The sequence below is a fragment of the Vibrio sp. M60_M70 genome, assembly GCF_037162085.1.
Classification (GTDB): Bacteria; Pseudomonadota; Gammaproteobacteria; order Enterobacterales; family Vibrionaceae; genus Vibrio; species Vibrio diabolicus.
In genome coordinates this window covers 608,264-633,690 of record NZ_JARLUL010000002.1, presented here as the reverse complement: position 1 = coordinate 633,690, position 25,427 = coordinate 608,264, and the positions used below count along the sequence as shown (strand labels likewise).

The window sequence follows — 25,427 nt, the reverse complement described above, 5'->3', positions numbered from 1 at the left end:
CTTTTATTAGAACAATAAACTTAGGGCGCTTGCATCATGATTCAAAACGATAACCAGACGCACAACGCCCCACTTAAATATAAAAAAGGAGTTTGATCTTGTATGTCTAAGATGACACTTCTTTTAATTACAACAACGATCAGTATCGGAATTACAGGCGCCGCTTTCTGTGTGGGAGTGACATATTTATTCAGTGCGCTTTCACTAAATGAGCTGCTCAATAACCTGTAACCCCCTAGGCTTAATATAAAAAGGGCATCCATCGATGCCCTTTTCTTTTACTTAAGGAGATGCCCTAGCACTTAGGACCACTTGGGTATAAAACCGTTATGCGTTAAGCTGCATTCTATTCATCCAATAGGTAAAGAATGGAACACAGTGATGGAACAAGTAGGAGATCGTGCGTTGATTGTCGAAGGTGGTGCAATGCGAGGTATATTTTCTTGCGGCATACTCGATCATTTTCTCGCTAACGATTTCTCTCCATTTGATAGCTTTTGGGGCGTATCGGCGGGCGCAAGTAACTTGGCGGCGTATTTAGCTAAAATGCCCGGGCGCAACTTAAAAATCTATCTCGATTACAGTTTAAGGAAAGAATTCATCTCACCATCTCAGATTCTACGTGGCGGCGATATGATGAACTTAAATTGGATGTGGGACGTCACTCTCGAAGAGCTTGGCATAGACAAGTCCGTACTAAAAGCGGATTCGAGACCTTTCTTTTTAGGCGTAACACGTCAAGACAATGGCCAAGCGGAGTACCATACTCCTAATGTCGACGAGCTCGCAGAAACAATGAAAGCCAGCAGCGCACTTCCCGTACTTTACCGAAATGGTGTCTTACTGAACGGCACCCGATACGTTGATGGTGGGGTTTCTGATGCACTTCCTGTCGCAGAAGCAATAAAGCGAGGCGCCAAAAAGATTATGGTTTTACGCAGTCAACCCTCTAGCTATCAAAAGCCGAAAGGAAAGTTCAGCGCGCTAACCAAACGGATGTTGAAAGAAACGCCAGGATTAATTGAGCCGATGTTGACGCGTGAAGTTCGCTACAATCAAACGTTAGCACTGATCGACAATCCACCATCGGGAGTCGAAATCATCCAAGTTTGTCCTCCTGAATCATTTAAATTAAAACGATTGAGTCGCTCGCCAGCACCATTGCGCCAAGCTTATGAGTTAGGTATTGAAGCAGGAAAAGAAGCTATCATGCGATGGAATCAGAAGTAGAAAAAAGCCACGTGGATTAGACGTGGCTAACGCAAATTCGATGGCAGTGGATTATCGTATTTGCTTCTGGTCGAGCCCAATAGTCAGGCTCAAAACTGTTGATAACTGCGCTACTCACAGAAAAGGGAGTTAGGATGTTGACGCTAGTAGGTTTCAAACAATCCTGAATTGTAGTCTTGGATTGCTTGTTCTATTTCTTTCATGCTATTCATTACAAAAGGGCCATAGTGAACCACTGGTTCATTGATTGGTTCGCCAATAAAAATCAGAGCACCACTCTCCTTTTCGGCTTGTAATTCAACCCATTCACCTTTCGATAGAATCGCCATTTCGCCTTGATTGATCTCACGATCTTTTAACTGAACACGACCTTTATAAACGTAGATCATCATGTTGTGGTCTTGCTCCGTGGTCAAATTCAAAGCGTGACCAACCATCGCTCTCCAATCGGCCACTGTGGCAGCAACACCTGTTTCTGTTAAAGGCCCCTGAATACGTTCGTTGTCTATAGTCAGATGACCAGCAATCAAGCGTACAACGCCCGAGCTTTGAGTTTCGAATTCCGTTATCGTTTCAGGTTGAAAGTCATGATATTGAGCCGGTGACATCTTATTTTTCGCAGGCTGGTTTATCCAAATTTGGAAACCATGCAATTCACCTTCCTGCATAATAGGCATCTCACTATGAATGACGCCTCTTCCTGCCGCCATCCATTGAGCGCCACCAGAACGAAGCTCACCAACATTATCCATGTGGTCACGATGCTGGAAATGACCTTTCAACATGTAAGTAAGCGTCTCGATGCCGCGATGCGGATGAGGAGGAAAGCCACCAACATAATCAGCACGGTCGTCAGACTTAAGTTCATCCATCATCAAAAATGGAGAAAAGCTCGCATGATTAAACCCTGCTACTCGACGAATTTTCACTCCGTCACCATCAGCAGTGGGTTGTGATTGAATAAGCTGACGAATTTCTCTGAATGTGCTCATACTATTTCTCCTCGTTTACCTTTGTGGCCGCTTGCAAACCGCATGTTCAGCCATGGCTATCGATATGGTTCTATTTTAGATTGAAGAAAAATAATCATGAGCCTTGCTATTTGAGCTACTTATTCAAATTTTTCGAACAGCCCACTTATCCAAGCTGTCGACATATATTTAAAAATAAGTGTAGCTATTTCCTAAACAAGGTGTATAGTAGGCCTTGGCTCTTAGAAGAGAGCTGTTAATGCAACATTTAGTTTAAGTTTCCTCTCAGTAAAATCTTGAATCCCCCAATTCAGACACCTGCGTACAACTTCCTCTTGATTGAACATTCAATAGCTTAGAAAAGATCCACAAAACAAATTCAAATTTTAATGTTTAATTCAAAGGTATTTTTATGTCTAAAGTAAACGGCTCAGTAAAATGGTTTAACGAAACTAAAGGCTTTGGCTTCCTATCTCAAGACAACGGTGGTCAAGATGTATTCGTACACTTCAACGCTATCGTTTCTGACGGTTTCAAAACACTGACTGAAGGTCAGAAAGTAAGCTTCAACGTAGAGCAAGGTAAAAAAGGTCCTCAAGCGACTGAAGTAACTCCTCTATAAGACTGCTTTTCTTGGTGTAGCATGCCCATGCTGCACCAAATCTCTCTCCTTCAAAAATATTCTCACTTTAATCACTCAGCCTAATATCAGGCATTGCTTTGTGCTACCTAAAATAAATAGGATAGTACTGCTTAATTTATTATTTATAGGAAAAATCATGTCCTCAAAAAGAACAGGCCGTCAAAGGCATTGGTATCAATTACTTAACAAAGACAAAATCACTAAGAAACAGGAGAATAAATGTTAGAAATTGAATTTAATCTAGAACAACCTCACACCTCTTGGAACGCTAAAATACATCAATTAAATGGTGATATTTTACGAAGGCACGTATTACCTAAGCTTCATTCTCATAGCTACATGATCGATTTTGAATATTGTGAGAAAACGCAATCTGGAACTATTCTCTGTGATTCAGGTTCAAAGTTAGGAAGTTTTACTGTTAACTAATTCAGTTTTCATGCATTAATGAATGATGCAACTAATTTGGAAGGTATCCAATGGCTAGAAAAAGTAAGAAGCAAGCAGAAAAAGACAAAAAAGAGTCTGAGCAAAACGCGGCGGCGGTAAAACAAAAAACGCGACGCCGTATAGAAGACATTATGGAACAAAGAGAATTTGACAAGTTATTTGATCTATAAGCTATCCTTGACTCTCTCAATTCTCTCTCTGCTCCATCGTTGTGCAAGGTACCGCCACCTACCTTTGCTCAAACGAAGCCTCACTCTTTTTCCTCACTTACAACAACACGATAAGCCTCGTTCACGCTCAAAAACCAATTTGATCCTCTATACCCAAGTGACTTATACGGTTGCCAGTTACTTTTCTTAGAAAAATCCTTCGACTACTGACAACTAGGTTATTTGCGTATAGCCAAATTGAGAATTTTGCGTATAATCCCCTCGTTTGCTTCGTATAACCCCAATGATATGGTTTGGGGTCTCTACCAGTTCCCGCAAAGTGCTGATTACGAAGAGTTGAGATCATCGTGGGTCTTACTCTTTGTGATAGCGTTCGATTTATTCTTATCTATACCTATTCTTAGAGTAACTGCATCCACAATACACATAAGGTGGAATATGAACGCATTTATTCAAGGTCTTCCAAAAGTAGAGCTGCACTTACATATCGAAGGTTCACTTGAGCCAGAACTTCTCTTCAAGTTAGCACAACGAAACGGCATCGACATTCCTTACTCTTCTCCGAGTGAACTACGCAGCGCGTATCAGTTCGAAGACTTACAGTCATTCCTTGACCTTTATTACCAAGGGGCGGATGTTTTGCGTACAGAGCAAGACTTTTACGATCTCACTTGGGAATACTTACTGCACTGTAAAGCGGATAACGTTATTCATACCGAAATCTTTTTTGACCCACAAACGCATACAGAGCGCGGTATTGACTTTGACGCCGTGACCCACGGGATCGCTCGCGCACTAAAAGATGGGTACGAGAAGCTCGGCATTACTTCACAAATCATTGCGTGTTTTCTCCGTCACCTTTCAGAAGAAAGCGCCATGGAGACTCTGCAATCCGTTCTGAAACACCGTGATAAGATCATTGGTGTCGGTCTAGATTCTTCAGAACAAGGCCATCCACCAGCTAAGTTCAAACGAGTATTTAAACAAGCGGTAGAAGCAGGCTTACTGACTGTTGCTCACGCAGGTGAAGAAGGCCCCGCACAAAACATTACCGATGCAATTGAAATGCTTCACGTCAGCCGCGTGGATCATGGTGTTCGCTGTGTTGAGGATGAAGCATTAGTCGAGTCGTTAATTGAAAGCAAAATGCCACTGACGGTATGTCCATTATCGAACCTTAAATTGTGTGTATTTGACGATATGAAAGATCACAATATTGTCGAGCTACTGCGCAAAGGTGTCGCTGTGACGATTAATTCGGACGATCCGGTATACTTTGGTGGTTACATGACAGATAACTTTTTAGCCGTCAACAACGCACACCCAATGAGTAAGAATGAACTAGCTCAATTCACAATGAATGCGATTGATGCTAGCTTCATCGATAATGAGTTGAAAGCGAAGTATCGCCATCTCGTTAGTCAATACGTAAGTCAGCATGAAGCGTTGTAATAAAGCCATCAGTGCTACATCTTGGGTCAAACACTTAGGTGTTAAAACCTTACAAAAGCTCTGTGGTTAACCGCATTTATAAGCGCTAGACTGAGAAAGCTAAACTAGCACACAAAAAGGAATAAAATCATGATTCAACAAGGCCAAGCTCTACCAGTTGCGACTCTAAGCGAATTGACTACCGATGGTATGGTTAACCACGACGTGACTGAGCTGTTTGCAAACAAGAAAGTCGTACTCTTCGCTGTACCTGGCGCATTCACCCCAACGTGCTCGGAAGCTCACCTACCAGGCTATGTGGTATTAGCCGACGAGTTGAAGGCAAAAGGTATTGATTTAATTGCGTGTGTTTCTGTAAACGATGCATTTGTGATGCAAGCTTGGGGCGAAGCCCAAAACGCTTCAGAAATCCTGATGTTGGGTGATGGCGACGCAAGCTTTACTAAAGCATTAGGTCTTGAAATGGATACCGGCGGCTTTGGTGGTATTCGCTCACAACGCTACGCCATGATCATTGAAAACGGCATTGTGACCAAACTTAACGTTGAAGAACCAAAAGAGTTTGAAGCAAGCAAAGCAGAAACGATTTTAGCGGCGCTTTAAGCTTACCCTTAGATACAAAAACGGAAGCCATCGCTTCCGTTTTTTGTTGGCTAACGCATTCTCACAACACTCGTTTGTTGCTTACGCTGCATTTCCGCAAAAGTCAGCACAAATGGGGATGATTGCTTTACGCGGCTCGGCAGTGAAGAAAGCGCATTGTAGGCATCCTGTTTCGTTTTAAAATCGCCAACAGTTACCGTATACCAACGCGTGCCTCGGCTGTTTTTCCAGTTAACCCAAACCGGATGCTTAGGATCGATATAACGAATGTAATCTTTCACATCTTTTTCTTGCTTTAGCGCGAGTACCTGCATCGTGTAATGGTTTGGGTTTAAATAACCATACGCATCCTGAGAGGTCATTACTCCAACACATTGGCCACTATCGACCTGCTGCTGGTAAGGCATAGCGCAGCCCATGAGCGATAAAATCAATGTCAAAGATAAAATCTTGTGCACGTGTCACTCCATTTTTGTTCTAGTTTCTTTTCTCTCGCACTCAAAAACACAAAAACGCTTCTAATTAGGCGAAAATAGACCCATACGAGAAGGTTCGATGTTTTAGCGCAACGAGTATTCCAAAAAAGTAAGGCGACCACGTTGGCCGCCTTAGTAAATTGATTTAATAGAACAATAACAAGATAGAGTGATAATGGCAGAAGTTAGCTGTTTTTTAGAGCCAACTCGCGACCAATTGCTTAAACCAGTCTAAAATTCGCTTGAATAAGCTGCCTTCTTCCACTGATTCCAACGCAACAAGTTCGGCTTCATTCACAACTTTACCTTCGACTTTGTAAAGCACTTTACCAACCACTTGTTGTTGAGAAATTGGCGCTACCAAATCGCCATTATATTCAACTTCAGCTTGTAGCTTTTTCACATCCCCTTTTGGTAAAGTGAGATAAACGTCATTGGCCACGCCTACTTTAAGCTCATCTTGTTCGCCCATCCAAACTCGAGCGTTCGCAACTTCCGTTCCTGCCTCGGTTGGCATTACCGTATCGTAAAAGCGGAAGCCATAACTTAGCAGTTGTTTGCTTTCGGATTCACGGATATTCTCACTTTTTGCTCCCATCACAACAGCAATTAAACGCATGTCACCTTGAGTCGCTGAAGTCGCTAGACTGTAACCAGCACCGCTTGTATAACCAGTTTTCATACCATCGACATTCATACTGCGATCACGAAGCAAACCATTGCGGTTATATTGCGTAATGCCGTTGTAGGTAAACGAGGTTTCGCTATACAGTGGGTAGATATCAGGTAAGTCACGAATAATAGCTTGACCCAACTTGGCAATGTCATAAGGTGTTGAATATAAACCGTCACTGTCTAGACCATGAGGGTTGGTGAAAGCCGTGTTATTTAATTCAAGCTTAGCAGCCCAACTATTCATCAAGCTTACAAACCCTGACTCACTACCTGCGACATGTTCAGCAATGGCCACACTAGCATCATTACCTGATTGAACAACCAGGCCACGGTATAAGTCAGATAAAGAAACGGAAGTATTGACTTCAATAAACATCTTTGAGGAATCTGGGAAGTTTTTTGCCCAAGCATTTCGGCTAATGACGACCTCATCATCCAAAGTAATATTACCTGCGTTAATTTCTTGACCAGCCACATAAGCCGTCATTAACTTCGTTAAGCTCGCAGGATTTAGCCGTTTATGTGCATCACGTTCAACCAGCACTTTCCCAGTGTGAAAGTCCATCAAAACATAGCCACGAGAACTGAGTTCCGGTGCATTTGGCACAACCGTTGGTGCTGCATAAGCCAACGAAGATACAGCAGCGAACCCTGTAATTAACACTGTGTTTAATATAGTACTTTTTCTCATCATGACATCTTATCTTAGTAGCATTTAAGGCTTACAAACGGTACCCGAATGAATTCAAAGCGCAGGGTTACCTAGGTAAAGAGCGAGTATATTGAAACGGCGCTCAGTTACAGCCACCTTGTTACGATTAGTTACTTTTACTCAATGTTTGTCGAGAATAATGAGAGGTAGGTAGAGCTTTCGTCTAGAAAGATGAGACAAGAGGCGAGAAATCATGCCGTTATGCTATGTAATTAGTGTTCAGAGAAAAAACCGTACAAGCCAGATCTAAAACTAAGCTTGTACGGGAAAAGATAGCTAAAAATTTTATCACTATCTAACTAGGGGCAACTAAGAAAATCTACAATTCAATTAATAATCCAAACTAATAATTTACTAACCAATGCTTCATCTCGGTCATAACAACATAATAATTTATTGTCAGAATTTCAGATAAAAATAAAAATTTAATTTATATATAACCTAAATATTATCTATTACTAGACAGGAGAAAAGTATAATTTCCCTTTCTTAAAACTAAGGGAGGCTTTTTTCGATGCCTTTGAGTTTGTATCGTCATCAGTAAACTGAGTGTAACAATGAGGGATAAGGCATCCGGATTTAGCACGAAAAGATAAGCCACTGTTATTTAAGTTCACTCTCTGCTTTTTTATCACTAAAGACTTTAAATTTCGGTTACCTTCAGTTTGTATAGCAATTCTTTCACGTACCCCAACCCAGTACGAATCAAACGACGACATTATACATATCCTCTTTCATGGTATAAGCAGTTGTAATTAAACATTGCTCAAAGCTAGATGTAGAATTCAGTAAATTATTTAAATTTTATTTATCTATAAATTTTAATTTAAATAGATTAACCTGCACATTCCACACAAAATAAAAGGTTATGTCAAAGATTAATTATCATTAAGTTTATTTATACTAGATATAAAATTAAGTTATAAATTTAAGGTTATCTAAAGTATAAATTTTTAGAATATCATCAGCTAATAGTTAATAGAAATGCAGAGGGCTTGTTGAATATGAAAACGACAAATAGAAGCAAAGAACCATCTATAGATTGAATAATCTTCAACGGGTTTACAATTCAAATAAAAGTAGCGCATCTAGTAAGATGCGCTATGGATTTGATCAGTTTTGGAGTATGAGTTCGGATGAAAACAAACTTACTTGAAGTGACTGAGCCAAGTTTGCTTATGGTTTAAGCTTCAATACCTTATCAATATCTTCTGCGCTGTGACGTTCAGGTAACTGCTCCCACTCTTCTCCCCATGAGCGATTCACAATACGACCACGCTGGACAGCTTCTCGCTCATCAATCGCTTTCGCCCAACGCACAACGTTTTTATAGCTTTCTACGTCTAAGAATTCAGCCGCATCGTAAGCACGACCCAGTACAAGGTTGCCGTACCATGGCCATGTTGCGATATCAGCGATACTGTAATCATCGCCACCTAGGAATTCATTGTTTGCGAGGCGCTTGTCTAATACATCTAACTGACGTTTTGCTTCCATTGTAAAACGGTTGATTGGGTACTCGAACTTCTCTGGTGCGTACGCGTAGAAGTGACCAAAACCACCGCCTAGGTATGGCGCAGAACCTTGCAGCCAGAACAACCAGTTCATCACTTCAGCACGCTTTGCGCCCTCTTTTGGTAGAAAGTGACCAAACTTCTCTGCTAGGTAGAATAGGATGTTACCTGATTCAAACACGTTCACTGGCTCAGAACCTGAACGGTCAACTAGGGCCGGAATTTTCGAGTTCGGGTTCACAGCAACAAAACCAGAACCAAACTGGTCGCCGTCACCAATCTTGATCAGGTATGCATCATATTCTGCTTCTTTTACGCCTGCCGCCAGAAGCTCTTCAAACATGATCGTTACTTTCTGGCCGTTTGGAGTCCCCATGGAATAAAGTTGGAATGGGTGTTCCCCAACAGGCAATTCTTGCTCATGACGAGCGCCTGAGTCCGGGCGGTTAATGCTCGCCCACTGGCCACCGTTTTCGTTATCGTTTGTCCAAACTTTTGGTGGAATGTATTCGTTAGCCATTGTTATCCCTTATTGTGTTTGAATGCATTATCAAACTGGCAAACTCAGTGCGCCAGCAAGCATGATGAAGTAACCCACCGCATTCGATAAATGGGCATACCCAAGATATTAGGCCGGAATCTTCAAATAAAAGTCCTGACCTTTCACTTAATTAGAACCTTTGGTTATGGGATTTTCTTTCACGCTATAAGGAAAAACGTTGTGTTAATGTGAGTTAGGTTCGAGATGCTAACAATAATGAGTAAGCCCAACTCGGCGGCGCACCTCTGTTTGGTGATTTAGAACAACCGCTTAACTTTACAGTCACTAAGAGCGAAGTAGTGTTAGATACTTTGGTTCAGAAGACTTACGTACGTGAAAGATAGTTAGGTTAGATAGTTAAAAAGAAAAACGCCCTTCACTGAGTCAATGAAGGGCGTTTTAATATCTTTGTAATCGAAACCGTTACTTAGCTGATTCAAACAAACCAGTGATGCCTTTCAAAGGGAAAAGCCTTGCTTGCTCCAACCCTTTCAACGTTACCTTATTGAGGTCATCAATAAAGAAACGACTGGTCATCGTGTGTTTGCCACCATTAATAAAAATCTCGATGACAGAGTTGTCGATATATATATCAATCGTCTGCTTAGCGTCCAATCTTGGTGCTTTTCGAATGCCACCAAATTCTTCTGCGTACAAATGAGACATGTAACGACGGTCCAGCATAAACTCGTGCTCTGTCGCACTAAAGACGATGTTGTCACCTTTGAGGTTACTCAGCTCAAGTTCAAAGCCATCGCCCTCAAGGTCTAATTGGATCAAACAATTGGTGCTTTCCAGTGTATGGGATTGTGCAAAGACCACCTCTTCTTTTCTCAAACTCTTCAGCTCAGGGAGTGGAGTTTGAACAAGAAAACCATCTTTCAACGTTAGTTCTCTAGGAAGAGACAACATTCCTGCCCACTGGTGTGTGACCGATGGCGTGTCGATTTCTGGCAACCCTATCCATGCAATAAGAATGCGACGCCCATTCTCATCTAAATAGGTTTGTGGGGCGTAGAAATCAAACCCATAATCTGGCTGCAAAATATCTTGGTGGTTTTCTAAAGTCATCGACTCCAGGTTCAACTGATCACCCACGATATACGCGACAGAATAGATGTTTTTGAAATCATAAGGATTACTACTGCTCACACCCTGTGGAGAAAACAGCATCACCGATTGACCATTAATCTCAAAGAAATCAGGACACTCCCACATGTACCCAAGGTCAGAAAAATTGGTCTTGATAGGACCTTTATGCTGCCACGTTTTCAAATCTTTGCTTTGATATAGCGCCATTGAGCCATGCTCAGTTTTGGTTTGAGCACCCACCACCATCAAATAGTCGTCGCCTTTCTTCCAAACTTTTGGATCACGAAAGTGCTCCGTGTAATGTTCGTTCTCAATGACCACACCGTGCTTTTCAATGTTGCCGTCTGAATCCATGGTGGCAAAACACTGTGTTGGAACTCGGTTCCAGTTTTGGTCACGCTTGTTGCCAGTAAAAAACAGCAAAGCCTTGTCGTTTTCCACCAAAGCGCCGCCCGAATAGACACCATGTGAATCGTAGTCTTGGTCAGGATGAAGACCCACACCATGATCAGTAAAATGGATGAAGTCTTTAGTAGAAAGGTGATACCAATACTTCATTCCATGGACTGGTCCCACAGGTGTCCACTGGTAAAAGATGTGGTGCTCACCATTGAAATGGCACAACCCATTTGGGTCATTTAACAGCCCAAATTTAGGGGCGATATGAAAACTAGGAAAGCCTTTATCTTGCTGACGTGAAAGTGTCATTTCTTCGATATCACACTGAGGGATTTGCTCAAGTCGACGATATCTTTGCTCTACAGTCCAACGGTTGTTTAAGCTCATAATTTTTCTCAACTGAAATTGGATCTGAAGATCATTGCCCAATAAATCGCAGCAATTCTGTCTGGGTCGGAAGCGCGGTCATTGCGCCTTTTTGCGTCGTCGCTAATGCACCACAGCCATTTGCCCATTGAATCGCAGAGCTAACAACAGGATGATTTTTCCAATCGGCATGCCGAGACAGACATGCAAGTAGCCCTCCGACAAAAGCATCACCCGCACCTGTGGTATCAATCGGACTAACGACTTGACCAGTGATCAGCTCACTCTGACTTTCAAAGACGCGCCAAACGCCTTTCGCACCTTGTGTCACCAAGACCAACGCAATATTCAAAGCGGCTATTTGTTGTAAACCCTGTGCCATCGAAGTTGAGTCAGTTAAGAACAAAAGCTCTTCTTCAGAGAACTTAACCACGTCAGCCATCGCTACAGCCTTCATCACGACAGCTTGGATTTCTGATTGATCTTGCCACACTTCATCGCGCAAGTTAGGGTCAAAGCTAATGAAACCACCAGCGGCTTTTGCTCTTTTGATCGCCTCAAATGTGCTGCTTCGACTTGGCTCATTTGCCAGTGAAATCGAGCAAACATGCAGCCAGTCACCTTGCTTAAAGTTTGGGATGTCTTCAACAGACATAAACTGATCAGCGCTCGGTTTTACCATAAACGTAAAGCTGCGTTCACCTTGATCGTCTAAATCCACCACCACTGTTGATGTTCTTTGCTCAGGGTCTTTAATGAGAAACTCCGTGCAAACGCCCTCTTGATCGAGTATTGATTGCATGAAGCGACCAAATGGGTCATCACCCACACGTCCAAAAAACGCACTCTTACCAGATAGACGAGCAATTGCTACGGCGACATTCGCTGGTGCACCTCCGGGACATTTGAGTAAAGAAGTCTCAGATTCCGGTATTAGATCGACAACAGCATCACCAGTTACCCACACTTGATTCATCTTGCTTACCTTAAAATTAAAGCCCTGATAGTCCAACGTGTTGAACACATTCACTACCAAGTAAAAATTGAAAAAGGCTAGCCAAACCATGAGTGCTTGGCTAGCACCCCAAACATTTAGGAAAAGAAGTGGACTTTGGGGGACTCCACCCTTAAGGAGTTCAGATTAAGCCGCTGCTTTTTTACCGACTTTAGCGCGGTCACGCATACCTAGAACAATGGTGAGAACAAATGCGGTCAAGAACGCGATCACCATACCCGCGATGTAGTACCCAATCTTATCTGGCGTGATGGAAATGATGCCTGGAAGACCAGCTGCACCCAATGCCTGAGCTTTCACATTAAACATTGTGATGAACGCACTTGATAACGCCGCAGCGCAAACTGCCGCAATAAATGGGTAACGTAGTTTTAAGTTAACACCAAACATGGCTGGTTCTGTAATACCCAGCAAACCCGTAACACCAGATGGAATCGCAATACCTTTCATCTTCTTATCTTTGCTCATCACGCCCACCGCCAACGCTGCCGCTCCTTGAGAAACGTTAGACATCGCCGCAATAGGAAAGATAAAGGTGCCGCCCGTCGTTGCAATATCCGCAAGAAGTTGAGTTTCAATCGCAATGAAGCTGTGATGCATACCAGTAATAACAAACGGAGCATAAATAAGACCAAATACCGCACCACCAACAAAGCCAGCTGTGTTGTATAGCCAGTTCAGACCATCACCCAATAGGAAACCGATATCACGCGTGAACGGACCGACGACAGTAAACGTCAGCAAACCCGCTATGAAAATCGCCAGTAATGGCGTTAAAAGGTTGTCTAAAACAGAAGGTATGACTTTACGTAAGCCTAGCTCAACCTTCGCAAGAATGAATGCCGATACCAAAACCGGTAACACTGAACCTTGGTAACCCACTTTTTGGATTTCAAAACCAAGAATATTCCAAACCGGAATGTTGCCAGACACAGATGCGCCGCCGAATCCCCAACCATTCAGCAAGTCAGGGTGAACCATCAACATACCTAGCGCTGCCCCTAAATATGGGTTACCGCCAAACTTCTTACTGGCTGAAAATGCCAGCAGAATAGGCAGGTAAACAAACGGAGCGTTCGCAAACGTGTTGATCATGTTCGCCAAGTCTGTCAGTCCTGGGTTGGCCTCAATCAAGGATTTACCATCAATAAACAAGCCTTGGGCAGTCAGTAGGTTGTAAATACCCATCAACAAACCGCCAGCGACGATTGCTGGAATGATTGGGACGAAAATATCAGACAGCCCTTTCACCGCGCGCTGAACAATGTTTTGTTTCTCTGCGCCAGCAGACGCAACGTCGTTGGTGGACATTTCACTCATACCCGTCAACTTCGCCATTTCTGCATAAACTTGGTTTACGATGCCTGATCCAAAAATGATTTGGTACTGACCCGCAACTTTGAACTGCCCTTTTACCCCTTCAAGGTTATCAATCGCTTGTTCATCTATTTTTTGCTCATCTGCAACGGCAAGGCGTAAGCGTGTCGCACAATGTGCAAGTGCGGTGATGTTGCTTTTACCACCTAATAGAGTTAACAACTCTTTTGCTACTGCCGGATAATTCATTTCATACCCCATTGGATTATTATCTGAGCTTGCGAAATTTTTGGGAACGTTTGCAAAACAGATTTTTGCTCAATAAAACCAAATGATCAAAGATAAAGCAGAAAGAATGTGAGAATGATCGTCAAATTCTCTCCCTAAGAGCAGTATAGGAGGTTAGAATCGCTACTTATCAAAGAGCTTTTCATCTTCTCTTTGCAAACAATCCCAAAAACGAAAAACAGAATGGATAGGAACAATGGCGAGTCTGCATGATGTCGCCCGTCTGGCTGGCGTATCAAAATCAACAGTGTCACGGGTTATAAACGATGAGTATGGCGTAAAAGAAGCGACAAAACAGAAGGTCCGCCAAGCAGTAGCTGAGTGTGGCTATGTGCCGAACCAAGTCGCTAAAGATCTAAAATCTCAAAAGACCAATCTGGTTGGTGTCATCGTTCCTCGGGTTTCCTCTCATGCCACATCCCAAGGTGTCGATGGATTAACCGATGTCCTTGAAAAAGCCGGGAAACATGTCTTACTTGCTAGCACTCACCAAGCCCACGAAAAAGAACTAGAATATATTCAGATCTTTAACCAAAAACGGGTTGAAGGGATCATTCTTTACGCCACCCACCTCGATTCCAAGCTGGTCAAAGCAATTCAAAACTCAGCGGTCCCAGTTGTGCTCGTCGGTCAGGATGGTTCCATGTTTAATATTCCAAGCATCATTCATGATGACGCACGAGTAGGGTTTGAAGCAGGAAATAGACTGGTTGCAAAAGGTTGCCAAACTATGGGTTTTATTGGTGTGCAAGGTGACGATATCGCGGTAGATAAGCAACGCTCTGAAGGATTTGTTCAAGCGCTGCAACACCATGGTTTTGAGCTCGCCTTCCATGCTCGTGGTGACTTTACCATCGATTCTGGCTATGCATTGGCAAAACAACACTTAACAGAGAACCGTAAGCTAGATGGCTTGTTCTGTGCGACAGACCGTATTGCTATCGGTGCGATGAGAGCGATTCAAGAGCTCGGGTTAACACCGGGAAAAGACGTTTTAGTGCTAGGGGTTGGTGATGATGAGCTCGCATCAGTGTGCACCCCAACCTTATCAACATTTAACTATGCATTTGATAAAGCAGGTGAAAATGGTGCAAAACTGTTACTAGATAGAATTGCCAACAGAAGTTTTGAAATGAGTAAGATGGTACTAACCTTCAAAACAATTGAGCGTCAGTCCTGTTAATGAAAAAAGCGCCAACTGAAATCAGTTGGCGCTTTTCTTATTACTCTTTGTCGGTTAGAGCCCTTTAGAACCAAGTTTCCATTTGCAGTGCAAACATAACTTCACCACCATCACCCATCGTTGCTGCGCCCGCATCCTGGCTAATCGAGTAGCCATTCAAGTCTTCGCTCCAATCAACGTAGCTAACAGCAAAACGTAGCTCCGGACGGTCAAAGAAACCTGCTGCGGTAGACATCTTAAGCGTTGGTGCAATTGTCGCTTTGTAAAAACTGCCACTTGCTTTATCAATCGCATTGTCTAGGTCCATGTATTGGTATGAGCCTTCATAAACCATCTCAAAGTTTTGTGTAAACTCTTGCGCTAAGCGGATGTTGAACGATGCCCACGTAAATTCATCATTTTTAGCAAAGCGATCTTGGCTATGTTCTGCTAGCAACGCAGGTGCTACACGCCAGTTGTCGCCGATGCGTGTTACACCATAACTGAACAAACGTACGGCTTTTGCGTCTTCTAGCAAATCACCGTTTGAACCAATGCCTTTAAGTTCTGCACCCAGTCCATCACCCATCAAAATACCAGTTTTAGAGAAGCCTTCACTCATGCCAAAGAAGTTATCGCCATGGTAGGCAAACATCGCATGTAAACCTTTGTCTGCTGCACCTTCTACGCGATCATTGTTATCAGCAGACGTCATGCCGCTCAGCATCAATTGCCAATTGCCAACACGGTTGTTCATTGTCGCGATATAGTTTTCAACATCCGTTGACGAGCTATCAATCTCACCAAAATCACGACCATAGATCGAGAAGTTTGCTTTCCACGAATCGCTCATTTGGACGTCATACACGCCAGCACCAGTACCAGATAGGAAAACGATATCCGAGTCAAAGAAGTGAATGTCAAAGTTATCACGGTCAAATCGTTTACCTGCCCAAAACGTTGCGTCAGCAAACGCACTTGATTCAGAGAACATGCTCAACTTGTTTAGCTCAGCATATACCTGACGAACGTTTAATTGACTCTCACTCGCTGTCCATTCGTTATTGGTTTCCGTACTATCTGCCAACATGATTCGGAACAATGCGCTGGAACCATCATCTGCAAAGCGTTTGTGAATAAGGTTTGCTTCCACATAATGATCATCTTCAACCCCTAATCGTCCAATTGGCGCGCCAATAGCACCAGCTGCCGTCATGTAAGGACCAGTACCCACTGCACCATTCAGATCATCATTAATGAGCAGCCCGGAACGAGCGTAGCCATGAAACTCAAAGCTTGAGGCTTTCTCATTTGCTTCTGTGGATACTTTTTCTGTCTGTTCAAGTCTCTGTTCTAATTCATTAATTCGCTTTTCAAGAGCGTCAACATCTGTTGTTGCGAATGCAGGTGCAGTAACCAGCCCAAGCGCTACTGCCATCGTCAAAGTGTGTAGTTTCATTTCCATAGTCTCACGTAAATTTATACTTAGGTCATTTGCAAACGTTCCCAAGCAAAATTGCAAACTTATGGTGACTTTAAATGTCCATCTAAAGCCTGAATTTCAGAGCGCTCAGATACAGAGCGTCTCTACCACTTGTATCAATGAAGGCGATAATATATAAAAATTTCGGGAACGTTACCGCAAGGAAGCGTTTTTGTTACTTCTATCACGTTCAATTGTGTTAATTACAGAAAAATCATTAACCAGCGCACATTTGAATGGTAATGAGAAACAGGCATTGAAATTCAGCCTTATTAACAGGTGGCATTGTGGCAGAGACGTTGGCTCAACGTCTTTTATAGATTGTCTTGTGGTTAGAGCGCACAAAAAACTTCATAGAATCAGTGAGAGCATTGGCTCCATGCATTTTAATATCTACAAAACTCATTTTTGAACATAAATGAGTTTTGTAAAATCCAATAATCTTGCTCATGGTCACATCGGTTTCGAAAAGCCACTCATTACCAAAAAGTAATCAAGCTAATGTAGTCTAATGCATCTCAACGTTATTCTCTTTGGCGACTAGTAAGTATTTAATTTGATGTTGAAAATCTGCCTCAATTATCTCTTCTCGACCTTTGGACATAACGGTGTCGTAAACCATGTTTACATATTCATACGGCAGATATTTATCAAAAACATGAACTATATCGTCGTTAATTAAAATTTCACCGTAACAAGCTAAGTCTTCATCAAACGTATTTTGGTAACAAGATATTTTAGAACTATCCCATCCAGAGTAAAATTTGACACTCTTGACATCGTCATACATCGCAATGAATAACTTTTCGATTCCAAGCTTTCCTTCAGTCTCAAACCTCGACTCAAAGTTAACATAGCCGATAGCAATACCTTCATTAGAAGCTGAGTAATCTTTATTAACTCCGTAGTGGACTTGGTTTTCTCTAAGTTTAGAATTGCCAATAGCTTTCCAAGTTAGACGGTTCCCATCAATATTTTCACCAAATGTAAGCTCTTCTTTGACCTCAATAATTTGGTTCGCCAATTGGTAAGTTAAAGGCAGGTCAAGATCCGGAACGTTAGTGGCAAGACTTAGACCTTTCCTGCTATGTTTTTCGTAAATTACCTGATGTTTTCTTGGCTCGGAGTGAGAGCTTACAACTATCCATCCGCTTTCTTCAGTAGATGGGTTAGTTGATTCGGAGTTACAGCCCAAAATAAGAAGAGTTGACGCGCTAAACAGTACAGTTTTTAAGTACATAGTGAGTATTCAAAGTTAATTATTTAGTGGCATTATCATTTAAAACAATATCATGGGCAATAAAATCATACTTTAATACCTCAATAGTTATTCTATTTCGAAGTTAATATTTTTGATTAGCTAAATTGCTAGGTTAATAACAGAGAACGATGCCAGAATGAATTACGTGTTCTAACTCTATACTTAATCATACAAATCCGGCAGTGCGAAACGAATAAAGTGAACGTGTCAAAAGCCCGAATAGCGTTACCCAACAAAACGCCCTTCACATAAGTAAAGGGCGTTTGTTATTTGAGATTTTGATTAGCGAGCTATAACACCAACCCACCATCAATCTTGAGCACTTGTCCGGTTATAAACGCACTTTTATCAGACGCTAGAAACGCAACGCCATTGGCAATGTCTTGCGCCGAGCCCATGCGTCCCAGAGGCGTTTTACTTTCCATCATTTGAATGACTTTTTCAGGCAAGCTCTTTGTCATGTCGGTAGCGATAAAACCTGGAGCAACACAGTTGACTCGGATTTGAGCGCCTTTTCTTGCGAACTCTTTCGCCCAGCCTTTGCTCATCGCTATCACGCCACCTTTACTCGCGCCATAATTACTTTGACCAATATTGCCATCCGTTCCCACGATAGACGAAATACTGACAATACTGCCTGCGCCTTGCTCTAGCATGACAGGTGCAACGCGCTGGGTGAGTAAAAACACCGCCTTTAGGTTCACGTCGATAACGCTGTCCCAGTCTTGCTCTAACATGTCTGGCAGCAGTGCATCTCTCGTTATCCCGGCGTTGTTGACCAGAACATCAATGCGTTGATGTTTCGCGACGATGCTGTCGACCACTTCACTTACCGCTGCGGCCTCACAGAGATTCACTTGATAACTTGAAAGGTTTGGCGACTGACTCCACTCCACAGGCGAGATATCTAGCCCCACGACGTGAAATCCATCTTCGAGTAATTGTTCGCAAATGGCCTGCCCTATACCGCGAGCAGCCCCTGTAACGACGGCGACTTTTTCGTCTTTCATCTTGGTCTTCCTTAAATGTTGAGAGTACAAATTCGCTTGTATCCCTAGCGTTTTTTGTTTTTATGCCTAGTCGCGCTACAGCTGCGCTTCTCATACGCAGGGTCTTTTATATCTTATAAAAACTATAGAAACAGTCTGGGAGTCGGATGTGAACTAATCAAGGCAACTTGATGACTATGGCAAGATCAACTTAAGAAAGTGTGTTGGAAGGAGCAAAGTTACACGATTGGAGGACTTGGATAGAAAAGTATTGATCTGATGACTCAAATACTACTTCATCAGACCAATATTACTTGTCTCTTAATCTCTTACAAAAGCTGGTTTTGTTATTTTCACCAGAAAAGGTTGAAGCAAAAGATTAAACAACATTCCAGTAATAAACAGGGTGATCACAATACTCGCACCACTTGGTAAGTCGTAGCGAGCCGATGCGGCAATACCCGATAAAATCCCAACAATACCGATGCTGATACTGGCGACAAAGAATAGAGTTCCCTTCAATGCTGCCGCACATAAAGCTGGAATCACCAACAAAGCAAATTCTAAATAAATGCCGGTTAACTTGACCGTAATGGGCATCAGGATAGCAAAGATCAGATAAAAACCACTACCGCGCATAAACGCAGGTTTTAACCAAACCAATAGCAACATCGCAGCGGTAATGAGTGTCAAAGGCCAAACGTCTGCCCAAGTCGCCCATAACAGTTGCCCATTAAGAATGCCTTGAATAAAGTCTCCGCCGTGTGGGTCTTTGCTCACCAGCAGGATCGCCAGCGATGCAGACACCACAAACAAGCTGCCAATCATGGGCTCTAAATGTTGCTGGTATCGTTTCTCCATTAAGGCAATCAAACCGCAAAGCTTCAAAGACATAACCCAAGGGCCAATCATTTCACCAAAGAATGAGCCTGAGAACAGCGCGTATTGGCTCAACCAGTAGTGGCTTAGTGCTGCCCCCAATGCCGCGACTTGCGCCACCGCCAAATCTATAAAGATGATCTGACGATTAAGAACTTGTTGCCCCAAAACGATGTTGCCAACTAACGCAATTAAGCCACACAAAACCGCAGGTAAAAGCCATGCATAATCTGCCATGACTTAGATCTTCACTGGAACGGGTGGCACTAACACATCCAGTAAATCATCAATGACCTGATCGTACATCTCATCCAAGCTTTCACCCTCAGAAACGGTCAATGGCAGTTGAATCACAGGTTTATCAGTATGCTCCTGCAACCAGTTCGCTGGACGTTGATCTTGATGAGATGAAAACACAATAGCGTCAAACTGTTTGGTATCCAATTGAGTTAAAGATTGCAGATGCGACGTCGTTGGCGATATCCCCGGTTTCGGTTCAAGATCCGCGACTTGAACCATACCTAGCCAATCAAATAGGTATCGGTAGGTGGAGTGATATCCAACGACCCGTTTCCCCTGTAATGGTTGAGCTTTTTGCTCCCATTCATTGAGCTTTTTTGCCACTGCGCGCGAAACTTCATACCATTCACTTGGTAACTTTGTGCGTTGTCGGGATCAATCGCTTTTAAGCGCTCCGTTACTTTGCGAGATAATGGAATCATGTCATTTGCCGCAAATTGAACATGTGGGTTTCCGTGCGCATGGATATCCCCCATGCTGCGGTCAACATGATCATGAGAGTCCAACATACGCACGAAATCGGTCGCATAAATCATGCTTTGAGCACCATTTTGAACGGCACTATTGCCACTTCGATTTTGAAGCATCGGCAACCAACCTACCTCCAACTCAGCGCCAGAGCACATCGCCATGTCAGCTTGGCGCATCTTGGCAATCAAAGACGGACGAGCTTGAACATAATGCGGATCTTGCTTAGCCGTGGTTGCTGAGTAAATGGTGGCGTTTGGGGCATGACTTTCAAGAAAAGCTTTCCATTCAGGCTCACAAACGAAAATGTTGAGAGCCAAAGCAGGCGAAGAGATGATGGCAGATCCCGCCGCCATCATCACTAAACTGCATTTACTTATCGCAAGTTTAGAACGCATGTGCACCGTGCGCTCCAAATGTCATTACGTATTGCAGAGTAAACACGTTGTCTGTTTCGCTGTCTTGGTTATCAATGCGAGTGTATTGCGCACGGATCGTACCGAAATGAGAAGAATCCCATGCGATCATCGCATCCATCTCTTTATCATTCAGTGCTGTGAAATGCATGTGATCACCGTGTGCGTGGCCATCATAGCTTTCTGCTTCGCCGTAACGTAGGCCTGTAGACCAGCTTGGGTTGAATCGGTAAACGCCCGAAACATAGTATGCGCTTAGGTGGTCTGGTGACTCTGCATCGTTCTTGTATTTGCTGTCTACTACACCGTCTAACAACATGTATTCCGCAGATAGCGTGAAGTTGCTGTACTTGTAGTTACCATCTGGTGCCCACTTCCACACAAAATCTGCGCCGTATAGGTTCGCACCCGTTACAGCCGCAGCGTGGCTGTGGTCATGTTCTTCTTCGTGACCATGGTCGTGATCTTCGAATTCTTTAACTTTGCCGTTTTCGTTACGCAGGTAACTTAAACCAAACTGCCAACTTGAAGATTCAGAGAAATCATTACCAAGCTTCATCGTTGTCGTGTAAACACCAACTTTAGAGCCATCTTCAATAGAAGACATCTTGTTGCCGCTTAATGCTTCTACACCAAACTTCACGTAAAGATCGGTTGGCAGAACGATGTTTGCGCGTACACCGTCATCATAGTAATGCGAACCAAGGAAAGTACGGTAAGCAATTGGGCGTTCAACGAAACTGTCAGTGTGCATGTGTTGATTGTTGAGGTAACCGAAGTCAGATAGGAATCGGCCTGCGCGCACGTTTACACCGTATGGCAATGCCAAAGTTTCGATGAATGCTTCTTCAAGCTCTAATTCTGTCTCATCGCCATGACTTTCAAGAACAGCGGTCAACGCACCGTGAAACTTATCGTCAATATTTGATGATAAGTTCAATTCCGTATGGCCTAGGCCAAAGCCTTCTTCGCGCTCAGAATTATGACGTTGACCATCTTGGTAGTAGCCATCAACAACAACACCAATCTGTGGGTTCGATAATGTATCGGCAAAAACAGGGGACGCAAAAATGCTACCGATCGCGAGAGAAACCAATTTCTTATTCACTACTTCTTTCCTTTTGTTATATTATAACATTTAATTTTGCGATGTTATAATATAACAATTATCATTACACAAGCAGAAATTTAACTCGGTTCCGACTGCTAGCTCGTATTCAATCCCTGATTTTGACTATCAACAAGTGAATCAATTGATGTTTTTTATACGTATACTATTGAGAGTCAATCATTAGATAAGTAACGGAATTTCAGTATGTTGAATATGGATTTCTCGAAAAGAATCGTGATAGAAACAGGTGAACAGGAGTGGATCGCCAGCCCTTCCAAAGGCGTGTGGCGTAAACCTTTGGAAAGAGAAGCCAAAGAATCAGGGCACACCACCAGCGTAGTGAAGTATGAGCCAAACTCGCACTTTTCGACTCATCCTCATCCTCACGGAGAAGAAATATTAGTGCTCGAAGGAGTGTTCTCTGACGAACATGGTGACTACCCTTCTGGAACCTACTTGCGTAACCCTCCTGGAAGTCAACATGCGCCCTATAGCAAAGGAGGCTGTGTGATTTTAGTTAAACTAAATCAATTCAATTCTGATGATCTTGAAACAGTTCGCATCAACACGAACGAAGCGAATTGGTTACCTGGCATTGGTGGGCTGAAAGTCATGCCATTGCATGATTTTGAGAATGAACATGTCGCATTGGTTAAATGGCCGAAAGACGAGAAGTTTCAACCACACCGTCACTTTGGTGGTGAAGAAATTTTTGTGTTATCGGGGGAGTTTAAAGACGAGCTAGGAACCTATCCTCCCTACTCTTGGATACGCAGTCCACATATGAGTGAGCACTTTCCTTTTGTAGAGCAAGAAACGATCATTTGGGTAAAAACAGGCCACCTGCCACTCCAAGCTCCTGCTCAGCAACCCTAATGTTGGAATACTTGGCATCGTCCCTTGAAACTAAAATCGGCTCGTAGATTACGAGCCGATGATCATTGCGTCGCTAAGAGCCCATAATTCTCGAGTGGAGCCAATCTTTGAGCTCAGCTCGATTATGTTTTAACACGTTCATTTCGTGATCATCAATCGGGCTTCCTTGCAGTTCTAGTACGCGGATTTCCTTATCTAAAGCATTGTAGTTTTTAACGGTTTCAGCAAATGATGCATCGTTTTCGGCAAGCTGAGTAATGGTATCCAAATGTTCTGGGAATTCATGAGTTAATGAGTGATTTTCACCTAACATAGAGACCTCTTGGCTAGAGTTATTGATGTATATCTCCGCTCATTTTTTGAGCGACACATTCTTAACCATAGCACTTCATTGAGCACAATATCGTCGATTTGAGCACACTTTTACTGAACGTCTTAATGATGGTTCGTCACTGTTTTCGACCCGGTAACTCCGCTCGTTGTTATTCTGTATTTTGTCAATAATCAGCTACATTTAATACACTTCTCATAAAAAGGTACATCTAATGAACAGAATGAAAATTGGCCTAATCAGTGCATCAATAGCCGTTGCACTTATTGGCTGTAATTCAGACAGTGACTCTGTCAGTACAATGACTCCTGTTACTTTGTCTGTATCAGATGCCCCTATTGATGACGTATCAGAAGTGGTGATCACATATAACAAAGTTGCATTTCTTCCTCTTGATGGTGGCACACCACAAGTATTCGATGTGTATAAAACAAACGAAGAAGGCAATTTGGTCGACGAAGATGGTAACCCCCTTCCCGATGGTGAAGATCCACTGCCCCTAAGTGTTAACTTACTCAACTTCCAAGGCAGTGACGCACAAGAATTGGTGGATGATGAACTGATACCAACTGGGAATTATAAACTCTGCGTGTTTGCTAATGATGGCGATCATCCAAACTACCCATCGTATGTGATTGACGAAGCGACAGGAAATCAAATCCCACTGACCGTCAAAGGTGATGGTGCTTGCCCACAAGGTGTCGGAAAGGATCCTGATTCTGGGGTACTGTTCTTTAACAACACCTTTGCAGTCAACCCTGACAATAATGAGTTCGTAGTTGAATTTGATCTGCGCCGCGGCTTAAAAGACGGAACAGGCCAAAACGAAGGCTACAGCATTCAACGCACCTCCGTAACTTTAATTAACACGGTTACAACGGGGGAGATTCAGGGTGATGTCGCAACATTGACCTATCAAAGCTGCGAAACGGATACCCCAAGCGCAAATGGATATGCGCACGCGGTCTACTTATATCAAGGAAATATCGCTGAAGAAAACATGGGGCCATTTGCCGGCGCAGAAGGCCAAGCAATGCCAATCGCAGCAGCGAACGTGGTTCAAGACGTTGATGATGCAAATTACGAGTACGAATTCGGTTTTGTAGAACCTGGTACTTACTCGGTCGGTTATACCTGTACGGCAAATGACGATTCTGAAGAAGGTATTGTCGCTGGCGAAACTTTCAGCATTTATCAATCAACTAGCGGACTTAACGTATCCGTTGGTACTAATACAGACGCAAACTTTTAAGATCCCCTAGAAATGGCAGAGCCAGCACAAGCTCTGCCTTTTCTTCATGGCGCTCTTGGTCAGCTCTTTGCTCACCACAAATCGACTCACAAGATAATACGTTCGTTTTCATCCTTAGAAGAAGCTAATGGGTAGATAGAAATCCAGCTCAAACGCCTCATCATGGCTGAGAAAGTGATTTTTATGATAATGGACATAAGCGGGTGTAGAACGCTGTTTAAAGCCAGAGTTAGGCAACCACTTCTCTAGTACCATACTGAGTTGAGGAAGAAGCTCACCATATACGCCCGTTAAGCGAAAGACGGCATGCAAACCACCCGGAATCGTCATTTGATTCACGACGCCGCGCACTTTGAGCGGCGTATCAATTGCCATACAAGCCACATAACGACACTTGTCGAGTTCGACCCAAGCAGGATTGGAGTGATGCAAGCCGTATTGAACCGAAAAGTCCCGATTCTCAGAACTTGCCCACGCTTTCAAAATCAGCCACGCATTGCGAATGGAACGGCTATAACCCTCATGCCGTACATACGCCGCAAAGCGTTGTGGAACCTCCATAATTTTAGGTTCTGGTAACTCGCGTTTAGCAACCCGATGATAACCCGCAGCCACTTCCGGATCCTTCAAATACGGTTTTTCTGCGACTTGTAAATCATGCTTTCGCCACGCACCAGGAGACATAGCGAACGTCGCTTTAAACGCTCGGCTAAAAGAAGATACAGAGCTAAAGCCGCACTTGTTAGCAATGTCTAATACCGATGAGCTGGTATCAAACATCAGTTGATTGGCGGCGTATTCCATTCTTGTGCGGCGGATATATTGATGGATGGACTCCCCTACGACATCTTTAAAAATACGATGGAAGTGTTGTTCAGAATAGGCTGCTACGTCCGCTAGCTCTTTAGCCGATAAATCTCTGCTAATGTCCTGGTGAATGTAAAACAGCACGTCATTGATTCTGGAAACTTGTTGATGGCTCACG

The 25,427-nt window shown here is 43.1% G+C and carries 23 protein-coding genes, 2 pseudogenes and 1 riboswitch; of the genes and pseudogenes, 10 read left to right on the top strand and 15 right to left on the bottom strand.

Annotation, left to right across the window (positions count from 1 at the left end):
* Window positions 1-381 precede the first annotated feature (381 nt).
* Window positions 382-1,230, top strand: a complete 849-nt coding sequence (locus P4S59_RS18615; RefSeq protein WP_337168840.1) for a patatin-like phospholipase family protein — start codon at window positions 382-384, stop codon at window positions 1,228-1,230.
* Window positions 1,231-1,373: 143 nt separating this feature from the next.
* Here the strand turns inward: P4S59_RS18615 and P4S59_RS18610 are convergent, their stop codons facing one another.
* On the bottom strand, window positions 1,374-2,222 hold the full coding sequence (locus tag P4S59_RS18610; RefSeq protein ID WP_337168839.1) for a pirin family protein: 849 nt from the start codon (window positions 2,220-2,222) through the stop codon (window positions 1,374-1,376).
* A 391-nt stretch (window positions 2,223-2,613) separates the two neighbouring features.
* On the opposite strand from P4S59_RS18610, the gene cspE reads away from it, so the two are divergent.
* From cspE to P4S59_RS18585, 5 genes are all read left to right on the top strand, one after another.
* Window positions 2,614-2,823, top strand: a complete 210-nt coding sequence (cspE, locus tag P4S59_RS18605) for a transcription antiterminator/RNA stability regulator CspE (RefSeq protein WP_005396336.1) — start codon at window positions 2,614-2,616, stop codon at window positions 2,821-2,823.
* Window positions 2,824-3,063: 240 nt separating this feature from the next.
* Window positions 3,064-3,273, top strand: a complete 210-nt coding sequence (locus P4S59_RS18600; protein WP_053807947.1) for a hypothetical protein — start codon at window positions 3,064-3,066, stop codon at window positions 3,271-3,273.
* Window positions 3,274-3,323: 50 nt separating this feature from the next.
* On the top strand, window positions 3,324-3,464 hold the full coding sequence (locus P4S59_RS18595) for a PA3496 family putative envelope integrity protein (protein ID WP_005396335.1): 141 nt from the start codon (window positions 3,324-3,326) through the stop codon (window positions 3,462-3,464).
* A 250-nt stretch (window positions 3,465-3,714) separates the two neighbouring features.
* Window positions 3,715-3,813, top strand: a riboswitch (purine riboswitch).
* Between the two features lie 89 nt (window positions 3,814-3,902).
* Entirely contained in the window at window positions 3,903-4,916 is a 1,014-nt protein-coding gene (locus P4S59_RS18590) for an adenosine deaminase (protein ID WP_337168838.1), read from the top strand.
* A gap of 129 nt (window positions 4,917-5,045) precedes the next feature.
* Window positions 5,046-5,519: a peroxiredoxin gene (locus P4S59_RS18585; RefSeq protein WP_139061085.1), complete on the top strand. Its 474-nt coding sequence runs from the start codon at window positions 5,046-5,048 to the stop codon at window positions 5,517-5,519.
* Between the two features lie 50 nt (window positions 5,520-5,569).
* On the opposite strand, the gene P4S59_RS18580 is transcribed toward P4S59_RS18585, so the two are convergent.
* The 3 genes from P4S59_RS18580 to yghU form a co-directional block, all read right to left on the bottom strand.
* The gene (locus P4S59_RS18580) at window positions 5,570-5,977 is read right to left on the bottom strand and encodes an SPOR domain-containing protein (protein ID WP_006741205.1); all 408 of its coding nucleotides are present in this window, start codon (window positions 5,975-5,977) and stop codon (window positions 5,570-5,572) included.
* A 214-nt stretch (window positions 5,978-6,191) separates the two neighbouring features.
* Complete coding sequence (locus P4S59_RS18575) at window positions 6,192-7,361, bottom strand: D-alanyl-D-alanine carboxypeptidase family protein (protein ID WP_012842370.1); 1,170 nt, start codon at window positions 7,359-7,361, stop codon at window positions 6,192-6,194.
* Window positions 7,362-8,558: 1,197 nt separating this feature from the next.
* Entirely contained in the window at window positions 8,559-9,416 is an 858-nt protein-coding gene (gene yghU / locus P4S59_RS18570) for a glutathione-dependent disulfide-bond oxidoreductase (protein WP_053807951.1), read from the bottom strand.
* 254 nt (window positions 9,417-9,670) lie between these two features.
* On the opposite strand from yghU, the pseudogene P4S59_RS18565 reads away from it, so the two are divergent.
* Window positions 9,671-9,781: pseudogene (locus P4S59_RS18565) on the top strand (dihydrofolate reductase family protein); the annotation flags it as partial.
* A gap of 79 nt (window positions 9,782-9,860) precedes the next feature.
* Here P4S59_RS18565 and P4S59_RS18560 read toward each other — a convergent pair.
* From P4S59_RS18560 to P4S59_RS18550, 3 genes are all read right to left on the bottom strand, one after another.
* Window positions 9,861-11,315 (bottom strand): sucrose-6-phosphate hydrolase, encoded by a 1,455-nt coding sequence (locus tag P4S59_RS18560; RefSeq protein ID WP_337168837.1) that lies wholly within the window; start codon window positions 11,313-11,315, stop codon window positions 9,861-9,863.
* Window positions 11,316-11,346: 31 nt separating this feature from the next.
* On the bottom strand, window positions 11,347-12,270 hold the full coding sequence (locus P4S59_RS18555) for an aminoimidazole riboside kinase (RefSeq protein WP_182033257.1): 924 nt from the start codon (window positions 12,268-12,270) through the stop codon (window positions 11,347-11,349).
* Window positions 12,271-12,435: 165 nt separating this feature from the next.
* Window positions 12,436-13,875 (bottom strand): sucrose-specific PTS transporter subunit IIBC, encoded by a 1,440-nt coding sequence (locus P4S59_RS18550; protein WP_104973469.1) that lies wholly within the window; start codon window positions 13,873-13,875, stop codon window positions 12,436-12,438.
* A gap of 235 nt (window positions 13,876-14,110) precedes the next feature.
* Between P4S59_RS18550 and P4S59_RS18545 the strand changes: the two genes are divergently transcribed.
* Window positions 14,111-15,097 carry a LacI family DNA-binding transcriptional regulator gene (locus P4S59_RS18545; protein WP_258680203.1) on the top strand — a complete coding sequence of 329 codons (987 nt, stop codon included), beginning with the start codon at window positions 14,111-14,113 and terminating at the stop codon, window positions 15,095-15,097.
* A gap of 64 nt (window positions 15,098-15,161) precedes the next feature.
* Here the strand turns inward: P4S59_RS18545 and P4S59_RS18540 are convergent, their stop codons facing one another.
* The 6 genes and pseudogenes from P4S59_RS18540 to P4S59_RS18515 form a co-directional block, all read right to left on the bottom strand.
* Window positions 15,162-16,535 carry a carbohydrate porin gene (locus P4S59_RS18540; protein ID WP_337169200.1) on the bottom strand — a complete coding sequence of 458 codons (1,374 nt, stop codon included), beginning with the start codon at window positions 16,533-16,535 and terminating at the stop codon, window positions 15,162-15,164.
* Window positions 16,536-17,067: 532 nt separating this feature from the next.
* Entirely contained in the window at window positions 17,068-17,799 is a 732-nt protein-coding gene (locus P4S59_RS18535; protein ID WP_085343241.1) for a hypothetical protein, read from the bottom strand.
* A gap of 311 nt (window positions 17,800-18,110) precedes the next feature.
* Window positions 18,111-18,830: a beta-ketoacyl-ACP reductase gene (locus P4S59_RS18530; protein WP_104973466.1), complete on the bottom strand. Its 720-nt coding sequence runs from the start codon at window positions 18,828-18,830 to the stop codon at window positions 18,111-18,113.
* A gap of 300 nt (window positions 18,831-19,130) precedes the next feature.
* The gene (locus tag P4S59_RS18525; protein WP_337168836.1) at window positions 19,131-19,925 is read right to left on the bottom strand and encodes a metal ABC transporter permease; all 795 of its coding nucleotides are present in this window, start codon (window positions 19,923-19,925) and stop codon (window positions 19,131-19,133) included.
* A gap of 3 nt (window positions 19,926-19,928) precedes the next feature.
* Window positions 19,929-20,854: pseudogene (locus P4S59_RS18520) on the bottom strand (metal ABC transporter solute-binding protein, Zn/Mn family).
* Window positions 20,844-21,980 carry a hypothetical protein gene (locus P4S59_RS18515; RefSeq protein WP_337168835.1) on the bottom strand — a complete coding sequence of 379 codons (1,137 nt, stop codon included), beginning with the start codon at window positions 21,978-21,980 and terminating at the stop codon, window positions 20,844-20,846. The pseudogene P4S59_RS18520 and the gene P4S59_RS18515 overlap by 11 nt, the downstream one beginning before the upstream one ends.
* Before the next feature lie 207 nt (window positions 21,981-22,187).
* Here P4S59_RS18515 and P4S59_RS18510 point away from each other — a divergent pair, with 207 nt between their 5' ends.
* Complete coding sequence (locus tag P4S59_RS18510; protein ID WP_337168834.1) at window positions 22,188-22,859, top strand: cupin domain-containing protein; 672 nt, start codon at window positions 22,188-22,190, stop codon at window positions 22,857-22,859.
* 73 nt (window positions 22,860-22,932) lie between these two features.
* Here P4S59_RS18510 and P4S59_RS18505 read toward each other — a convergent pair whose 3' ends face one another.
* Entirely contained in the window at window positions 22,933-23,172 is a 240-nt protein-coding gene (locus P4S59_RS18505; protein ID WP_005392770.1) for a YdcH family protein, read from the bottom strand.
* A 232-nt stretch (window positions 23,173-23,404) separates the two neighbouring features.
* On the opposite strand from P4S59_RS18505, the gene P4S59_RS18500 reads away from it, so the two are divergent.
* The gene (locus tag P4S59_RS18500; protein WP_337168833.1) at window positions 23,405-24,442 is read left to right on the top strand and encodes a DUF4382 domain-containing protein; all 1,038 of its coding nucleotides are present in this window, start codon (window positions 23,405-23,407) and stop codon (window positions 24,440-24,442) included.
* A 114-nt stretch (window positions 24,443-24,556) separates the two neighbouring features.
* On the opposite strand, the gene P4S59_RS18495 is transcribed toward P4S59_RS18500, so the two are convergent.
* Window positions 24,557-25,426, bottom strand: a complete 870-nt coding sequence (locus P4S59_RS18495) for an AraC family transcriptional regulator (protein WP_258692148.1) — start codon at window positions 25,424-25,426, stop codon at window positions 24,557-24,559.
* Between the last annotated feature and the right edge of the window lies 1 nt (window position 25,427).